This is a genomic window from Nocardia sp. 2TAF39 (assembly GCF_052114905.1).
Lineage (GTDB): Bacteria > Actinomycetota > Actinomycetes > Mycobacteriales > Mycobacteriaceae > Nocardia.
Genome location: NZ_JBFRFQ010000027.1, coordinates 54,370 through 75,608, shown reverse-complemented (window position 1 = coordinate 75,608; position 21,239 = coordinate 54,370). Strand labels below are relative to the sequence as shown.

Below are 21,239 nucleotides of genomic sequence, written 5' to 3'. Positions count from 1 at the left end.
GGGAGCGAGGGGCAATATGCCGGAGCTCGGGCCACAGGACCACATCGTGCTCGGGTTGATCGCCCGGCACGGGCCACTCACCCCATACGAGCTCAAGGCCAAACTCGAGGAGAGCGTCGACTACTTCTGGCCTGTGCCGCATGCGCAGCTGTATCGAATTCCGGTGCGGCTGGCCGAGCATGGCCTACTCAGCGAGGAGGCCGAGCAGGGAGGGCGGCGGCGGCGACTCTTCCATCTGACCGACCTGGGTCGGGCCGAACTGAAGCGTTGGCTCGCCGATCCGCAGAGTCCGCCCGCGGAGACCCGTGACCCGGCGCAACTCAAGCTCTTCTTCGCCGATCTCGGCGCCCCACGAGATGTGGTGGCGCTCGCCGAAAGCCAGGCCACAGAGCATCGCCGCCTGCTCGACCTCTATCGATCACTGCACGCCGAGATAGATCGGGCCGACCGAATCCGGGCGGCCTCGCGCGCACGCATCCTTCGGCTCGGCATCCTGCACGAGCAGGCATATGTCGAGTTCTGGGAAAACCTCGCAGCCGACCCCGAGGAACTCGGCCTGCGGGCGAGCGGGGATCTCGACTGACGTCTGTCTGCGCACCACGTTGTAGGCCGTGAGCGGCACACCCTCCGCGTGGGGCAGCCACCCCGCGATTCCCGGATGCCCGCCCGCGCATTCCCAGGTGCGGGCAATATGATCCGAGGGTTCTACCGGGAGGGAGTGATGGTGGTGGTGGTGGTGACAACCGAGTCGGCGCCGCAGTGGTTCGCGGAGTTGTTCGCGCATCGGCGCTGGCTTCGCCGCATTCAACCGTTCCCGCACGTGTATGCCCGCGACGTCTTCGTTCCCGAGTTCTATCAGCGGCTGACCGACGAGCTGGACCGGGTACGCCGCGAGCGCCCCGAGCTGTTCGGGTCGGTCGCCGAGGGCTACAGCGCCGACGGAGTCCAGCTGGCCGAGCTGCGCGACGGCCCGCTCGCGGTATTCACCTCGCGGGAGTGGCACGACCTGGTCGCCCAGGTCGGCGGGGTCGAGGCGACGGGCGATATCGAGGGGGCGGTGCACCATCACGCGCCGGGCAGCCCGTTCGGCTGGCCGCACAACGACTTGAATCCGGCCTGGTTCCCCGGGGAACCGCCGGGCCCCGGCGAAGTGCGGGTGCCGGACGCCACCGTCGATACCAAGACCGGGGCTCACGCCCCGGATGTGATCGCGCGGGAGACCGTGCGCGCCGTCGCGGTGCTGTTCTATCTCGGCAATCCGGGGTGGATACCGGGTGACGGTGGCGAGACCGCCCTCTACGACCATGTCACCGAAGGGAATACGCTGCCTTCGGTGACCCTCGTTCCGCCGCTGGACAATTCGCTCGTTTTGTTCGAGGTCACGCCGCGCAGCTGGCACACTTTCGCGGGCAACAACGCCAAAGACCGCAACAGCGTGGTGATGTGGGTCCACCGCACGCGGGCAGACGCCGAACGGCGCTGGGGAGGAGATCGGATTGTCCACTGGTGAACGTCGCGTCTGCCTGTTCACCGGCGCGAGCGGCACACTGGGCGACACCTTCTGCCGCGCCTACTATCAGGACTATGACATCGTGGCCGTGTGCCGCACTCGCACGCCCGCCGCACCGTCGCAGTTGGAGTGGTACATAGATCCACTGGCGCCGAAAACGCCGGTGCCGGAGAACGAGTCACGCATCTTCGTGGTCCGCGCCGACCTGACCCAGCCAGGCGAGGTCGAGCGCGTGGTGGACTTGGCGCTGGCCCGGTTCGGCCAAGTCGATCTGTTGGTGAACAATGCCGCGCAGGTCCGGTTGCACCCGCGCGGCATCGTCGACGGCGACGCCGCGCTGGAACAGTTCGATCCGCACTTCACACTCAACGTAGGTGTGCCGCTGCGGTTTTCGGCACGCCTCGCGCAACGCTCCTGGCTACACGCCGGTGACGAGAACCGCGCGCGCAACCGCAATATCGTCAACGTCTCCAGCATCTCCGGGTCCGAGGTGTACCCCGGACAGACGGTGTATTCGGCGTCGAAGGCCGCGCTCGATCACCTGACCCGCGGTATCGCCGCCGAGTTCGCGGAGTTCGGTGTGCGGGCGAATGCCGTCGCGCCCAACAGCTTTCCCGCGCTGGTGCCCACCGAGCGAGTCGCGCAGGCGATCGTCGAGCTGGACGCGAGCCGCCTATCCGGTGGTGTGTTCGACGTCGGCGTCGAGCCGGACGAGACAGCCGGCACCCGCCGAGCCGGGCTCGACGCCGAATCATACTGAGCGATTCGTCTGTTACCCGTCCGATCCGATGCCGGTGACTTGCTCGGACAGTGTCCACAGCCGCTGCGCGAGATCCGGGTCGACGGCCAGCTTGTTGCGCGGCGGCTCGAGCTCGAGACGGTGGAAGTACCGGCCGTTGATCGCCGCATCGTTCTCGGTGGTGGCCAGATACACCAGCGGCTCGGCGCCCTTGTCGGGGCGGATGAAGATGGGACGCGACAGTGGGGACCGGATGAACCAGCTGAGACCGAACGGAGCGTTGTCGTAGACGCGGGTGGCGACCGCACCGGGATGGAACGCCGCGGTGGTGAGGCCGGTGCCTTCGGTACGCCGGGCCAGCTCCCTGGTGAACAGGATGTTGGCCAGCTTCGTCGCGCCGTACGCGCCGAGCTGCTTGAACGAACCCGTCGGCGCGTTGATCGTGTCCAAGTTCAGCTTCGCCATTCGATAGGTCATGCTCGCGGTGTTGACCACCCTGGCGTGCGACTCCAGCAGGCGCTCCAGCAGCAGGTTGGTCAGCAGAAACGGCGACAGGTGGTTGACCTGGAAGGTGAGCTCGTTGCCGTCATCGGTGACGGTGCGCTCGGGCCAGGAACCGCCCGCGTTGTTGGCGAGCACATCGATGCGCGGATAGCGTTCGAGCAGCTGGGCGGCCAGTTTGCGCACGTCGTCGAAACGGGCGAAGTCGGCCACGAACGGCTCCGCGTCGGCCTTCGCGGCGACCTCCGCCGTGCGTTCCGGCGATCGCCCGACCACCGCGACCGAGGCGCCGCGGGCCGCGAGCTGCGCCGCCGCCTCGGCGCCGATGCCAGAGCTGGCGCCGGTCACCACCATCGTCTTCCCGGCCAGATCCTTGTCCTGCACTGCCATTCCTGCCTCCCGAGCGTCGACTAATCGACCCGATCGTCATCGGATCGTGCGGATTCGGCAAGACCTGACGCGGCCGCGTAGTGCTCGGCGATCTCGTCGCTGGTCGTCAACCAGACGCCGGGATGGTTTGCCACGGCCTCCAGCGCCTGGTCGAGGTATTTGATCCGGAATGCCTGTCCGATCACGAACGGGTGTAGGGCAAGGGCCAAAACGCGGCCGCTGTCGGCCGACTCGGCGTAGAGCTGGTCGAGCTGGTCCTCGACGATCCGCACGAAATCCGGGCCGCTGGTGGCCTTGCCCAGGAACAACGTGTTGTCGTTGAGCTCGACCGAGTAGGGAACGCTGAGCATACCCGGCACATTCAGTCGGTAGGGCTGGTCGTCGTTGGTCCAGTCGAGCACGTAGTTCAACCCGAGTTCGGCGAGCAGCCGCGGGGTGTGGAAGGTCTCGGTGAGCGCGGGCCCCATCCAGCCACGCGGCCTGCGGCCGGTCGCCCGTTCGATGGTGGCGACGAGGTCGGCGAGATAGGCGCGCTCGTCGTCGACCGACATATCGGCCTCGAAGATCGAGTTGTTCTTGCCGTGCGCCAGCCACGCCCAGTTCCGCCGCATGCCGGCCGCGATGATCTGCGGATTGCGCTCGGCGACATCGGAATTGAGCAGTGCGCTGGCTCGGATGCCATGCCGGTCGAGCACATCGATCACCCGCCAGATGCCGACCCGCGGTCCGTAATCGCGCCAACCGTAGTTCAGCGGATCGGGCGAGAGTCCCGCGGTGCCGGAAAATATGCTCGTGGATGGGCGGTCCACCTGGTAGTGCTCGACGTTGAGACCGACATAGAACGCCACCCTGGCACCGCCTGGCCAGTGCAGTGGCGCGCGGTCGACGATCGGGCTGTAGTCGAAGAGTTCGTTGTCCATGCCCCCATGCTCGAACCTCACACTGATGTGAGGATCAACCTCGGGCGCGAGTGACGTCGGACACAATGTTTCGTCGAGTCACGACCCCGCGGGATCTCCGAGAACTTCGACAAGTCCGCCGACCAGTATCGTGCTCTGAACGCAACAACTGATCTCGTACGCACATGGGTAACTCGCCGGGTACGCCCAGAATACGAGTGGCACCCCACGCAGGACCTGAACGTGAATCCTGCGCCACCCGACCAGTACGGCCTAAAGACCCGGAGAGGCGGAACAGCATGCGAGTCGACGGGCGGGAAATCCGGGTCACGGGCAGCCTGCTACAGCCGCTGGTCCGTCGGACTAGTGACATCGTCCGTGTCGTCCTCGCGGCGCTGTGGGTCACGGTCGTCATCGCGGCGTCACTGATCACCCGGCCGGAATGGCTGGCCCTGGAGCGCTCGGTCTCCAATATCGTCGGTTTCCTCAATCCCGACCAGTCGAACCTGGTGTACCTGGTCTACGGCATGGCGATCCTGGCCCTGCCGTTCGCGATCCTGATCGAGCTGGTCATCGGCCGACAGTGGAAACTGCTGGCAGGCTATGCCGCGGCCGGAGTGGTCGCCGGGCTGCTGCTGTCCATCACCGGCACCGGGCTGTCCACGCCGAAGTGGCACCTGCAGGTGCCGGATCGGTTGGACACGTTCCTCTCCCAGTTCCTGGACGACCCGCGCTGGATCGCGATGCTAGCGGCCGTGCTCACCGTCTCCAGCCCGTGGCTGCCCACCCGACCGCGGCGCTGGCTGTGGTTCCTGCTCCTCGCGTTCGCGCCGATTCACCTGGTGGTCAGCACCGTGGTGCCCGCGCGGGCGATGTTCGGCCTTGCGGTCGGCTGGCTGGTCGGCGCGGTGATCGTGCTCGTGGTCGGCACGCCCGCGCTGGAGGTCCCGCTCGACGCCGCCGCCCGGGTGCTCGCGGAGCGCGGGCACACGGTGATCGGGTTCACGGTGTTGCATCCGGCGGGGCGCGGACCGCTGGTACTCGCGGCGGCCATCGATGGCCCGGAACGCGAGCTGATCGTCGAGATGTACGGCAAGAACCAGCGTAGCTTCGGCGCGCTGCGCCAGTTGTGGCGCTGGCTCACCTTCCGTACCAGCGAAACCGCCGCGCTGCACGGATCCATGCATCGCGCGGTGGAGCATCGCGCGCTGATGGCGATCGCTATCGGCGACCTCGGACTGGCCAGCTGCACCCAGGTCGCGGTCGCGGCGCTCTCGCGCGGCTGGGTGCTCTTCGCGCACACCCAGCCGCGGGGCACGCCGATCGCCGCAGTGTCCGACGACGTGCTGCCCAGCGTCTGGCAGGCGCTGAACACCCTGCACCGGGGCAAGATCGCACACGGCGACCTCCGACCGACCGATATTCGAATCGCGGACGACGCCACCGTGTTCGGCGGCTTCGGCAGCGCCGAGTTCGGCGCGTCGGACAAGCAGATGCAGTCGGACGTCGCGCAGTTGCTGGTCACGACCACCGCGGTCTTCGGCAAGGAACCCGCCGTGCGCGCGGCCATCGATACGCTCGGTGAGCAGCGGGTGCTCACCGCGGCGAGCCGATTGACCAAGTCCGCTATACCGCTCGGGATCCGCAAGGCCGTCCCGGCGTGGAAGTCCGCGCTGTCCGGGGCCCGCGACGAGGTGCGCAAGCAGACCGGCCAGGTCCGGATCGAGGCCGAGCAGATCACCCGTTTCTCGCGCAACCAGATCATCCAGCTGGTGCTGCTGATCGGCCTCGTGTACGTCGCCTACCCGTTCATCAGCGCGGTCCCGACGTTCTTCACCCAGCTGAAGACAGCCAACTGGTGGTGGGCGCTGCTCGGGCTCGCGGTCTCGGGGTTGACCTATCTCGGTGCGGCGGCGGCGCTGTGGGCCTGCGCGTCCGGCGCGGTGAGCTTCCGGAATCTGGTGATCATGCAGATCGCCAACACCTTCGCCGCGACAACCACCCCGGCTCGCGTCGGCGGGCTCGCGTTGAGCGTGCGTTTCCTGCAGAAGGGCGGCATCGGCGCGGTGCGTGCCACCGCCGCCGTGGCGCTACAGCAAGCGGTGCAGGTGATCACCCATGTCGGCCTGCTCGTCGTGTTCAGCATCGCCGCGGGCACCTCGACCGACCTCTCGCACTTCGTCCCCGACGCCACGGTGCTGTATCTGCTTGCCGGTGTCGGCGTCGGCATTGTCGGCACCTTCATGTTCGTGCCGAAATTGCGCCGGTGGTTGAACACTTCGGTCCGCCCGCAATTGCAGGAGGTGCTCGGCGAACTCGCCGACCTGGCACGTGATCCCAAACGGTTCTCGGTGATCATCCTCGGCTGCGCGGCGATCACCCTCGGCTTCGCCGGCGCACTGTGGGCCAGTGTGCAGGCATTCGGCGGCGGCACCACCTTCGTCACCGTCACCATCGTCACCATGATCGGTGGCACGCTGGCCTCGGCGGCGCCCACCCCTGGCGGTGTGGGCGCGGTCGAGGCAGCGCTGATCGGTGGTCTCGCCGCCTTCGGCCTGCCAGCGGGCATCGCGGTGCCCGCCGTGCTGCTGTACCGCGTACTCACTTGTTGGCTTCCAGTGTTCTGCGGCTGGCCGACCATGCGCTGGCTGGCGGCGAAGGATCTGATCTAGAGCTTGACGGCCAGCAGCGTTAGCTGATTCCGGCATTCCTTGGATCGCTCTAGTCCCCCTCAGGCCACGCAGCGGCCCTTCCGATGCCGCGCAGGCCGATGATGAGGTCGGCTTGTCAACTATTGTCGACGATCTCCAGCGCCCGCGCGGCGGTCACACTGCCCGCAGTGACGAGTTCGAGGTTGGTCAAGGCGGCTTCGTGCGCCTCCGTGCCGGCCGCGGCCACGCAGTCGGCCACGGGATGCACCGTGAACCCTAGATCGGTACCGTGCCTCGCGGTCTGCTCAACGGTCAGATTGGTCGCTACTCCCGTGACGAAGAGCGTCTCGATGCCCCGATCCGCCAACCACTCCGGAAGTTTGCTGCCCGCCAGCCCGGACAGTTTCTGGCTGTCGAATACTTCCGTCGGCTGTGCCGCCATCTCCGAAATAATCGCGGTACCAGGGGAATCGGGCCGGAACTCGGTCTGCGCCGCAGCGACCGAGCGCATGAAGCCCGTGTTGCGCACGAGTTCACCCTCGTCGACCGGGATGGTGAACCGGGTGAAGACCACCGGCAGCCCGAGCGCGCGCGCCGCGGCATGGAAGTTCGCAGCGCGGGTCACCACGCCACTGGCCGCCACCGGGGCGGCCAGCATCGGACCGAAAAAGCCTTCCGACCGAATGACATTCACTTGCCAGTGCAGCGCCAGCACGGCGGCGCGGATACCTCGGATCGCCATGTGCCGACCTTACGCGTCCTCGGCCACTCACTCCTTTCGATTCACCTGAAACAAACCAGTGATCAGGACGAATAGTCCTTGCGCAGCTGCACTTTCACGACCTTGCCGCTGGCGTTGCGGGGCAGCTCGGGCACCAGCACCAGGTCTTTGGGGTGCTTGTAGCGGGCCAGGTTCTCATTGAGGAACGACTCCAACTCGGCGAGGGTCAGCTCGTCGTCCGGGTCGCGCAGCGCGACGACCGCGACCGGCACCTCACCCCACTTCTCGTGCGAGCGGCCCACCACCGCGGCCTCCCGGATCTTCGGGTGCGCGAAGAGCACGTTCTCCACCTCGGCGCAGTAGATGTTCTCGCCGCCGGAGATGATCATGTCCTTCTTGCGGTCCACCACATAGACGAAGCCCTCCTCGTCCTGGCGGACCAGGTCGCCCGAGTGGAACCAGCCGCCCGCGAACGCCTCCGCGGTGGCCTCCGGCTTGTTCCAGTAGCCCTGCATGAGAGTCGGTCCGCGGTAGACGATTTCGCCCACCTCGCTCGGCGGCACGTCGTTCATCTCGTCGTCCACGATGCGCGCCTGGATGGTCGGGATGGGTTTGCCGACCGAACCGGACTTGCGGATCGCCTCCTTGCCCTCCAGCACACAGGTAATCGGCGACATCTCGGTTTGGCCGAACACCGCGACGTTGAACGCGCTCGGAAAACAGTCCGCCATGGCGCGCAGCACGGTATCCGACGCGGGCGCCGCGCCCCAACTGAGCACCTCGAGCGCGAGCTTGCGGTCTTTCACCGTCGGATGGTCGCAGACCAGCTGCCATTGCGCGGGCACGCAGAAGGCCGAGGTGGCCTGTTCGCGCTCCAATGCGTCGAGAAACTGACCGGCGTCGAACGCACCGAGCGGGTGCAGCACGGTTTTCGAGCCGAGCAGGAAATTCGGTGCGAGACTGCCGAGTCCGGCGATATGGAACAGCGGCGAGCTGCACAGCACGACCGAATCCGGTTCCAGCCCGAGGGTCCGGATACAGGTGAGCGCTTGGGCGTTCATGTTCGCGTAGGTCAGCACCGCGCCCTTCGGGCTGCCCGTGGTGCCCGAGGTGTACATGATCAGGCTCGGGGTGTCTTCGGGAATGTCCAGCGGGGTGTGCGGTCCGCCTGCCTCGGCGAGCAGGTCGTCGAAGCCGATCACTCCGTCGCCGGACTTGCCGCCGATCACCACGCAGGTCGTCATGGCGGGCGCTTGCGCCTGCGCGGCAGTGGCCAGCGGCTGCATCAGCGTGTCGGTGACGACTGCCTTGGCGCCACTGTCGCTCACGATGTAGGCGACCTCGGGCGGCGTGAGCCGGAAGTTGACCGGAACCGCGATGGCGCCGAGCGCGTTGATGCCGAACACCGCCTCGAGGTATTCGGGGTAGTTCAGCGCGAGGATCAGCACGCGGTCGCCGAAGCCGACGCCGCGGCGCGCGAGTCCATCGGCGAATTTCAGTGACCGCTCGCGCAGCTGCCGCCAAGTGGTGTCCACACCACGGAATCGCACCGCGACCGCGTCCGGGCGCATCTGCGCGTGCACCGCGATCTGGTTGTTCCAGTGGTTACGCCGCGACCCGATCGGCTCGTCGAGCGCTGCCGCACCGGTGGTCATGCCACGAACTCCTCTCGGACCGCCACCAGAGCCGTCGGGACATCCGACGGTGGTGACAGGCTGAACTGAGCGCAGAATAACAACTAACTTAAACCTCGAGCAAGGAATCGAGCAATGGATCCGTGTTAACCAGCCTAGCCCGGGCTTCGGCAACTACAGTGGATTACAAATGGACTTTCATCGAATATCTTCGCCAGGCGACGTGAAGACAATCACCGCATAGGTGACAAGATATGCGAACTCCGGCTTACTTATGTGTTGAATGCGCCCGGTTCCGTGCACGCGGGAGTGTCCTCGATCGATCAGAAAGTCAAGAAGCGGGTCGTCGCAAACTCCGAGCGCGACACCCATCTCATCTTCCGCACTATGCACAACACGGCGCGCGTCGCGGACAACGAGATCAGCCGCAAGGTCGTCGAGATCGAGAAGGCCGGAAGCACCTTCGACGACGTGCGGGATCCGGTCTCGGGTGCGCGGGGGGCGCCGCGTGTTCGAGGAGGACGACCCCGACGCGACCATCCGGTCGGCCAGCTTGTGCCATGGCCTGATCCACGAAATCCCGAGCTGAACATCCGGATGGTCGCCGAGGCCGAGGAGCTGATCACCGCCCGACTCGCCGAAATCGTCGTCAGCTGACGGGTCCGCTTACCTGGCCGCGCGCGCGGTGACCGCCGCGTAGTCGTGACCGGCGATCAGTTCGATGCCGTCGGGCAGCGCGTGCAGGCGGTGGATCGTGGTGAAAGCCGCGTCCCGGTCGGCGTCGAACAGGCGACCGGGCATCGGCGCCTTCTCGCGCAGCAAATCGACCTGCAGCTTGCTCCAAACGGCGTCGCCCGCGAACAGCACCCGGCTGCCGTCGTCCACCGCGAGCAACACGCCGATGCTGCCCGGGGTATGGCCCGCGAGATCCACCAGCAGCACCGAACCGTCGCCGAACAGATCCTTGCTGCGCGGAAAACTCAGTACCGGCGGGCCGTCCAATTCGAAGCGGTCGAAGGACCGATTCCGCAGCGGGCCGCGCGCCACGCCGACCGGGGCGTGCGGCCCACCCATTGCCCAGTTGTATTCCGCAGCGGGCAAACGGATTTCGACCGACGACGGCAACTCCAGTAGGCCCGACACGTGATCCCAGTGCACATGGGTCGGCACCACGAAATCGATGTCGGAGCCCGCGATATCGCGCGCGGCGAGCGCGTCGGACAGGCCGAGCACCGGCTTGTCCGGTGCGACGAGCAGCGGAACCGGAAACGGGAGTTCGGGAAGCACCCGGTCGTGCACGCCCGCGCACAACGCGGGATCGACCAGGAAGCGCGCTTTGGGATGCTCGACCAGGAACGCCGCCATCGACAGCCGCATCTCGCGCAGGCTGCGTACGCCCTCGGCCACGATGGTGGTCGGCGCCGACATGGTGGCCTGCGCCAGCACCGTGAGTCGTACGGCTGCGCTCGCCGAGGGAAGCGGCGTCACCTCGAGGTTTGCCAGCAGTGCGGTGTCTGGGCGGCGCGGGCGCAGCAACCGGCCCGGCGTTGCGGCCAGCGCGGCGCAGCAGCGCAACAGGGTCGGCAGGGTCGGAGTGCGCTCCGCGCGGGCCTCTGCGCCGCTGTCCGGTTCGGTCACGATGCCACCGTAAGCGATCACCGCGCTTCGGGAAAGGACCGGGCAGGCAGCGCAAACGCTTTCTTGCCCCGAGGGATTTCTCCGGCATAATCGCGTGGGTACCGTTCTCTGTGGATAACAGCAACCGGGAGACGGGTAGGGAGGACGCGATGCGGCCCAGTCTGCCGGACGGGCGTAGTGGTGCGGAGGGAAATGACGGTTCGCTCGGCTGTCGCCGACGCACCGCGCTGATCTGTACCACCGTGGCGGTCGCTGACCTACTCGGCGTCGACGCCGCGACGGTGTCGACGAATTCGCCCTTCACCGATCTCGGCCTGAGCTCCACGCAGTTGGCCAGGCTGACCGCCCATCTCGAAGACGCCATGGGAGTGGAGGTTCCACTGACCGCGATCTACGACCATCCGGACATCGAACAGCTTGTCGAGTATCTCGCGCTGCGATGAGCACCGCGACCTCTGACTCCGTCGGCCCGCATCCACCCGTCTCCATCGTCGGCATCGGCTGCCGACTGCCCGGAGCGGCGCGCGTCACCGACTTTTGGCGGCTGCTGCTCGACGGCCGCGACGCCACCGCCACACCGCCCTCCGGGCGCCGCGGCCACCGGCACGGCGGCTACCTCGATGACGTCGAATCGTTCGACAACGACTGGTTCGCCATCTCCGATCGGGAGAGCGCCGTCATGGATCCACAGCAGCGGCTCGCCATGGAGGTTGCGGTGGAGGCACTCGACGATGCCGGGATCGGTTATCGCGCACGGGGTTCCGGGGCGGCGGTGGTGTTCGGGGCGTCCGGCTACGACCACGGCATCGCTGTGCTCGGCCGGGCGGGTCACGACGCACCGTATGCGGTCACCGGTTCCGCGCTCAGCATCATCGCCAACCGGTTGTCGTATGTGCTCGATCTGCGCGGGCCGAGCCTGGTGCTCGACAGCGCCTGCTCGTCCTCGCTCGCCGCGGTAGACCTCGCGGTCCGGCTACTCGCCGACGGCACGGTACCTTTCGCGATCGTCGGCGGCGTCAATCTCGTACTGCTGGAGCACACCTCGAACTACCTGGCCGAAAGCGGTTTTCTGGCGGCCGGCGGCCGGGTAGCACCCTTCGACGCCGCTGCGGACGGCTACACCCGCGGCGACGGTTGCGCGGTGGTGATTCTGCAGCGCACCGCGGACGCGCGGCGCGAAGGCAACCGGGTGTACGCGGAGATCATCGGCACGGCCGTCGGATCGGACGGACGCTCGAACGGCCTGTACGCGCCGAACGGCCGCGCGCAGCAGGAGACGCTGCGTACCGCCTGGTCACGCGCCGGACTCGCGCCGCGCAGTGCGCACTACATCGAATGTCACGGCACCGGAACGGCTTTGGGTGATGCGGTGGAGGTCGGCGCGCTCGCCGAGGTGCTCGGTGACGATGCCGGAGATCCGATCTGGATCGGCTCGGTGAAATCCAACATAGGGCATCTCGAGGCCGCCGCCGGGGTCACCGGAATGGTGAAGACCGCGCTGTCCATCTACCACGGGGTGATCGCACCGACGATCCACTTCCGGACCGAGCACCCGCTGCTGAAACTGGCCGAGCGTGGACTGCGGGTGCCGATCGAACCGGTGGACTGGAGTGACGTACCCGCATCCGAGCGCGCGGCGGGGGTCAGCTCGTTCGGATTCGGCGGCACGAACGCGCACGTGGTGCTGCGCGGGCTCGCGGCGGTGCGGCGCAACCGTGGCGACCAGCCGCCGGTGCTGATCCCGCTGACCGCCCGGGACGACGCGGAATTGCGTGAGCGCGCACTGCGGCTGGCCGACGAGCTGGACGCGGACACCGCCGCGGATCAGGCGCTGTGCGAGTTCGCCTCGGCCACAGCGCGATTGCTTCCAGAGACGACCCGCGCCGCGGTTCTGGTGAACGACCGCCGCGATGCGGTGGATCGGCTGCGCGCGGTCGGCCGCGGCGACGCCGATGCGGCGCTGGGTCCCGTAACGAATCGCCGCCGCGGCGACGTGCTCTTCTTGTTCTCCGGGCAGGGCGGCCAGCATCCGAAAATGGGGCGGTCGCTGGCGGCAAGATATCCGGTTTTCGCCGGCGCACTCGCCGAGGCTGCCGACGCCATCGTCGCGGCGGGCGGACCGCGAATCTGGACTCCGCGGTATGGCTTCGCACTCGCACCGTCGGGCGCCGCCGGCGCACATGCCACCGATTTGGTGCACCCCGCCCTCTTCGCCTTCCAGGTTGCGCTGGCGAAACTGCTGGCGGCGTGGGGAATTCGGCCGGACGCCGTCGTCGGACACAGTCTCGGCGAGATCGCGGGCGCGGTCGTCAGCGGCGCATTGTCCCTCGCCGACGCGGCGCGCGTTGTGGTGCTGCGCAGCGCGGCCCTCGCGCACCTGGACGGCCGCGGCGCGATGGCGGTGCTGGAGGTGGGCCCAGACGAGGCGGCGAGACTGGTCGAACCGATGCACACAGAGGTGGGCATCGCTGCGGTCAACGGGCCACGGTCGGTGGTTGTCTCCGGCACACCACGCTATATCGATGCTCTGGTGCGACGAGCCAAGCGCCGCAATATGTTCGCACGTACTGTCGCAGTCGACTTCGCCGCGCACAGTCCGCAGGTCGCCGCCGTGCTCCCGTCCTTCGTCGCGGCACTGGGCGAACTCACCCCGCTGGCGCCGCGCGTCCCGGTGTACTCCACCGCGCGGCGTGGCGAGAAGATCACCAGCCCGGTCATGGACCGCGACTACTGGGCCGACAATGTCGTGGGCACAGTGGAGCTCGCCGCCGCGATGGAACACGCGGCCGCGGACGGGATCTCGACCGTGCTCGAAGTCGCTCCGCATCCGGTGCTGATCTCCGCGCTGCGGGAGTATCCGGACTTCCGCGATGCCGCGCACCCCGTGGCACTGCGCGAGGACGAAGCCGGTGGGTTCCTGACCTGTCTGGCGCGGCTGTATCTGGAGGGAAGGCCGGTCGACTGGTCGAAGCTCGGCCCTTTCGAGGTGCCGTCGCCGCGGCAGTGGCGTAAGCGGCGGTTTCCCCTGCTGGTCTCGATGACGCCGCACGCGAAAACGGCCGAAACCGTTTTCGCTCCAGAGGATCTCACCGATCACATGGTGCAGGGCCACGCCACGGTGCCCGCCGTGTTCTGGCTGCGCAGGCTGCTGCGCCTAGCCCGCGACACGGCCGCGGGGGCCACGCTCGTCGACTTCGTCGTGCACGAGCGGACCGATCCGAACGCACTGCCCGAGGTCACCTATCGCGGCGACGGAGCAGACGCAAGTGTGCGGGCGGAGGTCACGGGCACCGGAACGCTGGCTTCGGCCCGGCCCGCCGGTGACCCCACACCCGCGGATATCGTCGCATGGATGCGGGTGGTGGATGCAAATCGGGCCGCCCGACACCGGATGCGAGTCATCGCCACCGGCACTTTCTACGAAGAACTGCGCCGTAGACAGCTGGAGTACGGTCCGCGTTTCCGTGCGCTGCGCGGCATCGCGGCGGGCACCGAGCGGGCCATCGGTCTGCTCGACGCCGCCGAATTGCTCAACACCGCAACCCTGGACGCTTGTCTGCAGCTGCTCGCCGCCACGGTGTTCGATGAGCTGCCGACCGCGGCGATCCCGCTACCGGTCGGCGTGGACTCCGCCTGGCTGTCGAGCGAGCCCAATCGCGTTGTGCTCGAGGTGCACGCGCTGATCCTGGAGCGGACCGGAACCGGACTGGTCGGCGACGTCATCGGCACCGACCAGTACGGCGTTCCCTGTCTCGCGTTCTCCGGCGTGCGCATCCGTTATACGGACCCCGGTACCACGGGGGGTGTCGGCACGCAGCGGGAAACGAGAGACGAGCAGCCCGCGCCGTTCCGGCAGGAAACGTGGGAGCCGCGCGATCCGGAGTCGCTGGGGCTCGGCGCAGCGCGCGAGGCTTTCGTGCAGCGTGCGTTGGTGATCGGAGCCTCCGACCTCGCGGTCCGGCTGGCCAAGGCACTGGACGCCGATATGCCGACCGAGCGGATCGCGCGTGAACCAGACGCAGCGATTGCGATCGCCACCGCCGTACTGACCGGCCGCGGCGGCGCTGCTCCCACCGCGGTGGTGGTGGTCTGGCCGCCGGATGCCGATGCGACCGAACCGATAGACGCCGCCACGTCGGTCGGACGAGTACTCGATCTGCTACAGCGCGTCCACGCCGAGGACGGGACAGCATCCGTGACGGTCGTGCTGCCGGACCACAGCGGCACCCGCACAGTGCCCGACGATCCCCGCTCGCGAGCGGCGGTCGCGCCGGCGGCGATCGCGGGCCTGGTGCGTTCGTTGCAGCTCGAGACGGGCCGGGCGGTGCGCCTGGTCTGGGCGGATGCCGACACCAGGAATTTGCCACTGCTGTGCCGCCTGGTGACTGCCGGGGACATGGCGATTCCCGACGAACTGCGGCTGTGCTCAGGTGATGTCGCCGTTCGGCGCTTCACGCCCGCACGACCGCGCGCGCTGCCCGTCGCCGCCATCGACGCCGGCGGAACCTATGTCGTCATCGGCGGGCTGGGGTTGCTCGGCTCGGTGGCCGTGCGCTGGCTACTCGATGCGGGAGCGCGGGACGTCGTGGTGTTGACGCGCGCACCTCGCCAGGTGCCCGCGCTGCTCGACGGTCTGGAGGATCGCATCGTCGTGGTTCGCTGTGATGCCGCCGACCCGAACGACCTGGCCAACGCGCTGCACGATATCCGCGAATGCGGCTCGACCATCCGTGGCGTCGTGCACGCCGCGGGCGCGTTGGAGGGTGCCGCGTTCGACGCGGTCACGGCGGGACAGCTGACCAGGATGCTCTCGCCCAAGGCGACCGCTGCGGGCAATCTGATCGAGCTCACGGCGACCGACCCCACGGACTTCGTTCTGCTGTTCTCCTCGGCAACCGGCGCGCTCGGCGCCCCTGGTCAGGCCGCCTACGCCGCCGCAAACGCGGCCATGGACGCGTTGGCGCCGACCGCCCCGGGCCGGCGAATTCTCAGCATCGGCTGGGGCGTCTGGGATTCCGGTCTCGCCGCGGCGGCGGGCGGTGCGAGACACCTGCGCCGGGCGGGTATCGCGGCGTTCGACGTGCGCCGCGGGATGGCCGTGCTGTCCGAAGCCCTGCGCTATGACGGCCCATACCTGCTCGCGCTGGATTACGCCCCAACCGCCGATCCGTCCCCGGTGGCGCTTCGTCTGATGAATCTCCTTGCCCCGACCGTGGATTCAATTCGAACGCGGAGTGTAGACGGCAGAACCGACTCAGACCGGGTACCGACAGCACCGGACACAGCCGAACCGCTGACCAGCACCATCCGCCGCGTCCTCGCGAGCACGCTCGATCTGCCCGCCGAGCACATCGATCCCGCCGCGGACTTCAACGACCTCGGACTCAGCTCACTGCTCGCGATCGAGATGCGCCGCAATCTGGAAGCCCGGCTGCGCATTCGGATCTCCACCGCCGAACTCTTCAAGCACCCAACCATCACCACCCTCGGCGCCGCCCTGATGGATCGGTTCGCCGCGAGCACGAGCGGGGCATCGTGACCGACTTGCCCCTCGGCAACATCCTCGCGACCCGCGTGGCCGAATGGGCCGCGACCCAGCCGGACGAAGATGCCTTCACCGAACTGCGCTTCCACAGGAAGGAACGTGTACCGGTCACGCTGACCTACGCGAGCCTGCATGCCGCCGCGGGCGCGCTCGCCGCACGACTGCGGCAGGAGAGCGTGCCAGGCGACCGGGTGGCCATCCTCTGTGCGCACGGAATCGACTACGCCGTCGCCTTTCTCGCCTGTCTGTACAGCAATCGCATCGCGGTGCCGCTGTTTCCGGTTGCGGGCGAACGCAATCGAGAACGGCTGCAAGCGGTGCTCGCCGACAGTCGGCCCGCGCTCACGCTGCTGTCGGCGCACGACGAACTCAGCGCCCCGACGCTCGGCCAGGCAACCGGACGCGTACTGGTGTTGCCACCGGATGTGACCGTTTCGGTGGCGGATGCGGCCGAGCCGGTTATCGACCCGATATGCGACAACCTCGCTTACCTGCAATACACCTCCGGTTCGACCAAATCCCCCACCGGGGTCCGCGTGACGCACGCGAATCTGGCGACGGCGCTCGTGCAGCTGCGACACGCCTTGTCCGCGGCAACGGACCGGCCGATCGTGACCTGGCTGCCGTTCTTCCACGACATGGGCTTGATCCTCGGCCTGTCTCTGCCGCTCTCGCTCGGCGTCCACGGCGTCACCCTGGCGCCGGCGGAGTTCGTCAAGCGCCCCATCCGCTGGCTGCGCGCGATCGGCGACTACCGCGCCGGCCTGACGGGTTGCCCCAGTTTCGGGCTGACGCTGGCGGTTTCTGGAACGACGCCCGAGGAGCGGGTCGGCCTCGACCTGTCCGGACTGGCGATCCTGCTCAACGGCGCCGAGCCGGTCCGTGCCGACGCGCTGAACAAGTTCACCAGAACCTTCGGCCCGTACGGCTTCCGCCATCACGCGCACACCCCCGGCTTCGGCTTGGCCGAGGCCACCCTGACGGTCACCCTCTGCGACCAGCGGGACGAACCGGTGGAGCACTACTTCGAGCGCGGCGCACTCGCCGAGGGGTTTGTTGTCCCGATGCCCACCGGGGACGCCGCCGAAATCCAGGACGGTGTGCCGCTCGTCGGCTGCGGCACACCCGCGGGACAGGCGGTGCGGGTGGTCGACCCGCTCGCACGGACGGTGCTGCCGCCGGGGCGAGTCGGCGAGATCTGGGTGTTGGGCAGCAATGTGTGCGACGGCTATTTCGGCAGGCCCGACGCTACCGAGGAAACCTTCGGCGCCACCCTGGCCTGCGGCGACGGCCGCTGGCTGCGCACCGGCGACCTCGGCTTCCAACACGAGGGCCAGCTCTACCTCGCGGGGCGCCGCAAGGACGTCATCGTGGTCGACGGGCGCAACCACTATCCCGCCGACATCGAGATGACCGTGGAGGCCTGCGCCCGGGAGATCAGGCCAGGCCACGTGACGGTGTTCGGACATGATGACGGTCGGCGCGAAGATCTGGTCGTGGTCGCCGAAATCACCGCCGCGGTCGACATCGATCCCGCCGAGCTCTTCGTGCTCGCACGTCGCATCCGCACCGCCGTCGCCGCTACGCACGAGGTGATGCCGGGCGCGGTGATGCTGGTCGAGCCGGGGCGGATTCCCAAGACCAGCAGCGGAAAGCTACGCCGCGGCGAGTGCAGGGCTCGCTACCTCGCGGGCCATCTTCGGCCGGTCGCGATGATCTGACTGGGCGCTGGCGGCGACGCGGATCGGCACGTCGGTCGAAGCGATCGCTGTCGGCTCGCAGCGCACATGCCGGAGCCGGGAAGTCGTCTGTGTTATCGCCAAGCAATAACGCGAGTGCGCAATGTGCGAATTCAGTGCTCGGTCCGGCCCAGGAGCCGATCGGTCTCGCGTCGCTCGCGCTTGGTCGGCCGCCCCGCCCCACGATCTCGACGGGGCATGGTCGCCATGATCTCCCGCGGGGGAGGGGGCGGGCTGCGGTCGATCAGGCACTGCGCCGCGATCGGAGCACCGACCCGTTTGGTGACGATCCGCTCCACGATGACGATGCGCTCGAGACCGCCCACCCGGATGCGGACCTCATCGCCGGGACGCACCGGCTGCGCGGGCTTGGCCGTCGAGCCGTTCACGCGAACATGTCCGCCGCGACAGGCTTCCGCGGCAGCGGATCTGGTCTTGAAAAGACGCACCGCCCAGGTCCACGAGTCGACTCGGGCCTGTGTCGCGCTGTTCTGGGTGCCGTGTTCGGCGCGGGCCACTCGTTACACGATACGGCGTGCGGTAACCACCATGTCGGGGCGCAGCGGGGTGTAGGACACCGGCGTACCCGTCTGCACCGCGTTCAGCAGCTTCCCGTCGCCCGCGTAGATACCGACATGGCCGCCGCCGTTGGTGACGACGATGTCGCCCGGCTCCAGGTTCTGGAATGCCACCGGAGCGCCGACGTGCGACTGCTCGAAGCTGGTACGGGGCAGTTCGATTCCCGCCTGGCGGAATGCCCACTGGACGAGTCCGGAGCAGTCGAAGGACCTGGGTCCCGCGGCGCCCCAGGAGTATTGGGCGCCGACCTTGCTCTTGGCAGCGTCGAGGGCGATGTCACCCGCGCTGGTCGGCTGGGGGGCGAACAGATCCGGCAGCATCGGCGCGAGAGCGGGCGGCTGGGGAGCCGCCTGCGGCGCGGCGGCGGCGGGGGCGGCGGGGACAGCCGCGAGCGCCTGCTGGATCTGCTGGCTGAGCTGCTGGGCCGGCTGCTCGTATTCCTGCGGGATGTCGAAGTTGCCGACGCCGGGAACGTTGATAGTCGCGGCCATCGCCGGAATCGCGGGCATCGCGCCAGTCGCGGCAACCGCACCCATGACAATGGCGCCCTTGACGGAATTCGGAACCCGAGAATCCCGCTGCAAGCTGTGTTTACCCACCGAGCTACTTCTCCGATCTTGCTGCTCTCCCGCCGACCGGGTTAGCTGACGGGTTCGGGCCGGGAGAACGGCCCTACCTCGCAACCGAAATGGCCGCAAGGATTCACCCCAGACGAACCTGTGGGTCCCCGGCACGACAGCCGAGACCGATTAGCCTCGACAGCCGTTTAGGCGGTAACTAGTGGCGCCGCTCCTCTTACGAAGCGACTGACTCCACTAAGTCACGAAGAGATTACGACGCGAACGCGGTGTTGTCCAGCGCACAGAGCTGCGTTTTTCCATCAACACCGAAACCCCTGGGTGATCCGACGAAAACCGGACAACTGCCGATGGTCACAACTCGATCTCGACCTTCAGCGCTCGATCACCGAACAGACAACTGCGGCGCGAATCGCGGTCATGCGATCAGGATTCCGCCCGGCGCGTCCTGAGTGCGCGCTCCAGCTCATCGATTCTGCGCCGCGCCTCGGCCAACTCGACCTCGAGTCTGCCCAGCGCCATGACCAGCGGGCCGACCGCTAGGTCCGCGACGAGCTGGGGGTCGTCGTAACCGCGTTCGATCGCGACGAGGATGTTGGACCTGATGCGCTGCGCCACCGTGGCGCCCGCCGGAACGCTCCACGACTCGACCACCTCGGCGGTGGTTTCTGCGGTGGGTTCGTCGGACATGCCCCCTCCGTTCCCGCGCGCGTATCGCGCGACCATTCTGGCCGAACCGCCACCAGCCTAGAACTTCGGCGGCGCGACCCATAGTGCAATACGGCCCGCTAAGCCTCTCTAGGACACGCCGTAGACACACCCAGATTATGGTGACAAGACGCGCTACGGTGTCAGGGCATGGACCCCGTACGGAATCCGTATGCACCCGGAGCGGGACAGCGCCCACCCGAATTAGCCGGGCGCGACAAGCAACTCACCGCGTTCGACATTGTGCTCGAACGTGTCGCGCGCGGTCGTCCGGAACGGAGCGTCATGCTCACCGGCCTGCGCGGTGTCGGAAAGACCGTGCTGCTCAACCAACTTCGTTCCGCCGCGATCTCGCGCGGCTGGGGCACCGGCAAGATCGAGGCACGACCGGACCAGGAACTGCGCCGCCCGTTGTCCTCGGCGCTGCACATGGCCGTGCGCGCCATCGCCATGGCACACCGCGATCCCGAGCGGGTCGACGACTTTCTCGGCATCCTCAAGGCTTTCGCGTTGCGCGCTACCGCCGAGAAAGGCATGCGGGAACGCTGGCAACCCGGCATCGACGTGCCCGCCGTGACCGGCCGAGCCGATTCCGGCGACATCGAGATCGATCTGGTGGAACTTCTGGTCGCGGCCGCCGCACTGGCCGGCGACATCGGCATCGGGATCGCGCTCTTCATCGATGAGATGCAGGATCTCGGCGCCGCCGACATCTCCGCGATCTGCGGCGCCTGCCACGAGCTGAGCCAAGACGCGGCGCCGCTGATCGTGGTCGGCGCAGGCCTCCCGCACCTGCCCGCGGTGCTATCCGCCTCGAAGAGCTACTCCGAGCGACTCTTCAGCTATCACCGCATCGACCGACTCGACCGAGAGTCCGCGGACCAGGCTCTGATCGCGCCTGCCCAGCGCGAAGACGTGAAGTTCACCGACGAAGCGCTCGATGCTCTCTATCACAAGGCCGACGGCTACCCCTATTTCGTGCAAGCGTACGGCAAAGCGGCATGGGACCAGGCGCCGGAGAGTCCGATCGGTGCCGAAGACGTCGAGGTGGCCGCACCGTCCGCGGAGGAGGAGTTGGCGGTCGGCTTCTTCGGTTCCCGCTATGAGCGCGCAACCCCCGCGGAGCGTGAGTACATGCGCGCCATGGCCGACCTGGCCGGCGACGACGGCCCGGTGGCGACCGCGGCGGTGGCCAACGAACTCCGTCGCAAACCTGCCTCGCTGTCCCCGGCGCGCGATGGCTTGATCAAGAAGGGCCTCATCTACTCGGCCGAACGCGGCACGGTCGGTTTCACCGTGCCACACTTCGGCCGCTACCTGCGCTCGGTCTGACGGCGGAGGCCGCGGCCGATGACCGCATGGATCGGCCGCATATCTGCGCCTCTTGCAAAATTGGTAGAGATTCGT

General features: G+C 67.8%; 17 protein-coding genes and 1 riboswitch. Of the genes, 9 read left to right on the top strand and 8 right to left on the bottom strand.

Going from position 1 to position 21,239, the window contains the following annotated elements:
• Positions 1 to 16: 16 nt before the first annotated feature.
• The 3 genes from AB4Z47_RS18450 (at position 17) to AB4Z47_RS18440 (ending at position 2,270) form a co-directional block, all read left to right on the top strand.
• Complete coding sequence (locus tag AB4Z47_RS18450) at positions 17 to 583, top strand: PadR family transcriptional regulator (RefSeq protein WP_441952287.1); 567 nt, start codon at positions 17 to 19, stop codon at positions 581 to 583.
• 108 nt (positions 584 to 691) lie between these two features.
• Positions 692 to 1,510, top strand: a complete 819-nt coding sequence (locus AB4Z47_RS18445) for a 2OG-Fe(II) oxygenase family protein (protein ID WP_441952285.1) — start codon at positions 692 to 694, stop codon at positions 1,508 to 1,510.
• Positions 1,497 to 2,270, top strand: coding sequence for an SDR family oxidoreductase (locus AB4Z47_RS18440; protein WP_441952283.1), 774 nt, complete (start codon positions 1,497 to 1,499; stop codon positions 2,268 to 2,270). Before AB4Z47_RS18445 ends, AB4Z47_RS18440 begins: the two co-directional genes overlap by 14 nt.
• Before the next feature lie 12 nt (positions 2,271 to 2,282).
• Here the strand turns inward: AB4Z47_RS18440 and AB4Z47_RS18435 are convergent, their stop codons facing one another.
• Both AB4Z47_RS18435 and AB4Z47_RS18430 read right to left on the bottom strand, forming a co-directional pair.
• A complete protein-coding gene (locus tag AB4Z47_RS18435) occupies positions 2,283 to 3,140 on the bottom strand; it encodes an SDR family NAD(P)-dependent oxidoreductase (RefSeq protein ID WP_441952282.1) in 858 nt (285 codons plus the stop codon).
• A 20-nt stretch (positions 3,141 to 3,160) separates the two neighbouring features.
• A complete protein-coding gene (locus AB4Z47_RS18430) occupies positions 3,161 to 4,060 on the bottom strand; it encodes a polysaccharide deacetylase family protein (RefSeq protein ID WP_441952280.1) in 900 nt (299 codons plus the stop codon).
• A 278-nt stretch (positions 4,061 to 4,338) separates the two neighbouring features.
• Here AB4Z47_RS18430 and AB4Z47_RS18425 point away from each other — a divergent pair, with 278 nt between their 5' ends.
• A complete protein-coding gene (locus tag AB4Z47_RS18425) occupies positions 4,339 to 6,711 on the top strand; it encodes a flippase-like domain-containing protein (protein WP_441952279.1) in 2,373 nt (790 codons plus the stop codon).
• A gap of 115 nt (positions 6,712 to 6,826) precedes the next feature.
• On the opposite strand, the gene AB4Z47_RS18420 is transcribed toward AB4Z47_RS18425, so the two are convergent.
• Positions 6,827 to 7,432 (bottom strand): cysteine hydrolase, encoded by a 606-nt coding sequence (locus AB4Z47_RS18420; RefSeq protein ID WP_441952277.1) that lies wholly within the window; start codon positions 7,430 to 7,432, stop codon positions 6,827 to 6,829.
• 62 nt (positions 7,433 to 7,494) lie between these two features.
• A complete protein-coding gene (gene fadD5, locus AB4Z47_RS18415; RefSeq protein WP_441952275.1) occupies positions 7,495 to 9,066 on the bottom strand; it encodes a fatty-acid--CoA ligase FadD5 in 1,572 nt (523 codons plus the stop codon).
• A gap of 258 nt (positions 9,067 to 9,324) precedes the next feature.
• Here fadD5 and AB4Z47_RS18410 point away from each other — a divergent pair, with 258 nt between their 5' ends.
• Entirely contained in the window at positions 9,325 to 9,702 is a 378-nt protein-coding gene (locus AB4Z47_RS18410; RefSeq protein WP_441952274.1) for a hypothetical protein, read from the top strand.
• A gap of 9 nt (positions 9,703 to 9,711) precedes the next feature.
• Here AB4Z47_RS18410 and AB4Z47_RS18405 read toward each other — a convergent pair whose 3' ends face one another.
• Positions 9,712 to 10,683: an MBL fold metallo-hydrolase gene (locus AB4Z47_RS18405; protein WP_441952273.1), complete on the bottom strand. Its 972-nt coding sequence runs from the start codon at positions 10,681 to 10,683 to the stop codon at positions 9,712 to 9,714.
• Positions 10,684 to 10,832: 149 nt separating this feature from the next.
• On the opposite strand from AB4Z47_RS18405, the gene AB4Z47_RS18400 reads away from it, so the two are divergent.
• Genes AB4Z47_RS18400 through AB4Z47_RS18390 form a run of 3 tightly spaced genes read left to right on the top strand, consistent with a single transcriptional unit; the run spans position 10,833 to position 17,949 of the window.
• On the top strand, positions 10,833 to 11,126 hold the full coding sequence (locus AB4Z47_RS18400) for an acyl carrier protein (RefSeq protein ID WP_441952272.1): 294 nt from the start codon (positions 10,833 to 10,835) through the stop codon (positions 11,124 to 11,126).
• Positions 11,123 to 16,222: an SDR family NAD(P)-dependent oxidoreductase gene (locus tag AB4Z47_RS18395; protein ID WP_441952270.1), complete on the top strand. Its 5,100-nt coding sequence runs from the start codon at positions 11,123 to 11,125 to the stop codon at positions 16,220 to 16,222. Before AB4Z47_RS18400 ends, AB4Z47_RS18395 begins: the two co-directional genes overlap by 4 nt.
• Positions 16,219 to 17,949, top strand: coding sequence for a fatty acyl-AMP ligase (locus AB4Z47_RS18390; protein ID WP_441952268.1), 1,731 nt, complete (start codon positions 16,219 to 16,221; stop codon positions 17,947 to 17,949). The genes AB4Z47_RS18395 and AB4Z47_RS18390 overlap by 4 nt, the downstream gene beginning before the upstream one ends.
• A gap of 131 nt (positions 17,950 to 18,080) precedes the next feature.
• Here the strand turns inward: AB4Z47_RS18390 and AB4Z47_RS18385 are convergent, their stop codons facing one another.
• The 3 genes from AB4Z47_RS18385 to AB4Z47_RS18375 all read right to left on the bottom strand — a co-directional run bounded on the left by AB4Z47_RS18385 (position 18,081) and on the right by AB4Z47_RS18375 (position 19,814).
• Positions 18,081 to 18,485 carry an RNA-binding S4 domain-containing protein gene (locus tag AB4Z47_RS18385; RefSeq protein WP_441952266.1) on the bottom strand — a complete coding sequence of 135 codons (405 nt, stop codon included), beginning with the start codon at positions 18,483 to 18,485 and terminating at the stop codon, positions 18,081 to 18,083.
• 3 nt (positions 18,486 to 18,488) lie between these two features.
• Positions 18,489 to 19,082, bottom strand: a complete 594-nt coding sequence (locus AB4Z47_RS18380) for a C40 family peptidase (RefSeq protein WP_441952317.1) — start codon at positions 19,080 to 19,082, stop codon at positions 18,489 to 18,491.
• A 78-nt stretch (positions 19,083 to 19,160) separates the two neighbouring features.
• Positions 19,161 to 19,329, bottom strand: a riboswitch (cyclic di-AMP (ydaO/yuaA leader).
• Between the two features lie 221 nt (positions 19,330 to 19,550).
• A complete protein-coding gene (locus AB4Z47_RS18375) occupies positions 19,551 to 19,814 on the bottom strand; it encodes a hypothetical protein (protein ID WP_441952264.1) in 264 nt (87 codons plus the stop codon).
• 168 nt (positions 19,815 to 19,982) lie between these two features.
• Between AB4Z47_RS18375 and AB4Z47_RS18370 the strand changes: the two genes are divergently transcribed.
• A complete protein-coding gene (locus tag AB4Z47_RS18370) occupies positions 19,983 to 21,164 on the top strand; it encodes an AAA family ATPase (protein ID WP_441952263.1) in 1,182 nt (393 codons plus the stop codon).
• Positions 21,165 to 21,239 lie beyond the last annotated feature (75 nt).

Coding starts and splice junctions, on each gene's coding strand:
- AB4Z47_RS18450 (WP_441952287.1), top strand. CDS start 17: ATGCCGGAGCTCGGGCCACAGGACCACATCGTGCTCGGGTTGATCGCC.
- AB4Z47_RS18445 (WP_441952285.1), top strand. CDS start 692: ATGATCCGAGGGTTCTACCGGGAGGGAGTGATGGTGGTGGTGGTGGTG.
- AB4Z47_RS18435 (WP_441952282.1), bottom strand. CDS start 3,140: ATGGCAGTGCAGGACAAGGATCTGGCCGGGAAGACGATGGTGGTGACC.
- AB4Z47_RS18430 (WP_441952280.1), bottom strand. CDS start 4,060: ATGGACAACGAACTCTTCGACTACAGCCCGATCGTCGACCGCGCGCCA.
- AB4Z47_RS18425 (WP_441952279.1), top strand. CDS start 4,339: ATGCGAGTCGACGGGCGGGAAATCCGGGTCACGGGCAGCCTGCTACAG.
- AB4Z47_RS18420 (WP_441952277.1), bottom strand. CDS start 7,432: ATGGCGATCCGAGGTATCCGCGCCGCCGTGCTGGCGCTGCACTGGCAA.
- fadD5 (WP_441952275.1), bottom strand. CDS start 9,066: ATGACCACCGGTGCGGCAGCGCTCGACGAGCCGATCGGGTCGCGGCGT.
- AB4Z47_RS18400 (WP_441952272.1), top strand. CDS start 10,833: ATGCGGCCCAGTCTGCCGGACGGGCGTAGTGGTGCGGAGGGAAATGAC.
- AB4Z47_RS18395 (WP_441952270.1), top strand. CDS start 11,123: ATGAGCACCGCGACCTCTGACTCCGTCGGCCCGCATCCACCCGTCTCC.
- AB4Z47_RS18380 (WP_441952317.1), bottom strand. CDS start 19,082: ATGGGTGCGGTTGCCGCGACTGGCGCGATGCCCGCGATTCCGGCGATG.
- AB4Z47_RS18375 (WP_441952264.1), bottom strand. CDS start 19,814: ATGTCCGACGAACCCACCGCAGAAACCACCGCCGAGGTGGTCGAGTCG.
- AB4Z47_RS18370 (WP_441952263.1), top strand. CDS start 19,983: ATGGACCCCGTACGGAATCCGTATGCACCCGGAGCGGGACAGCGCCCA.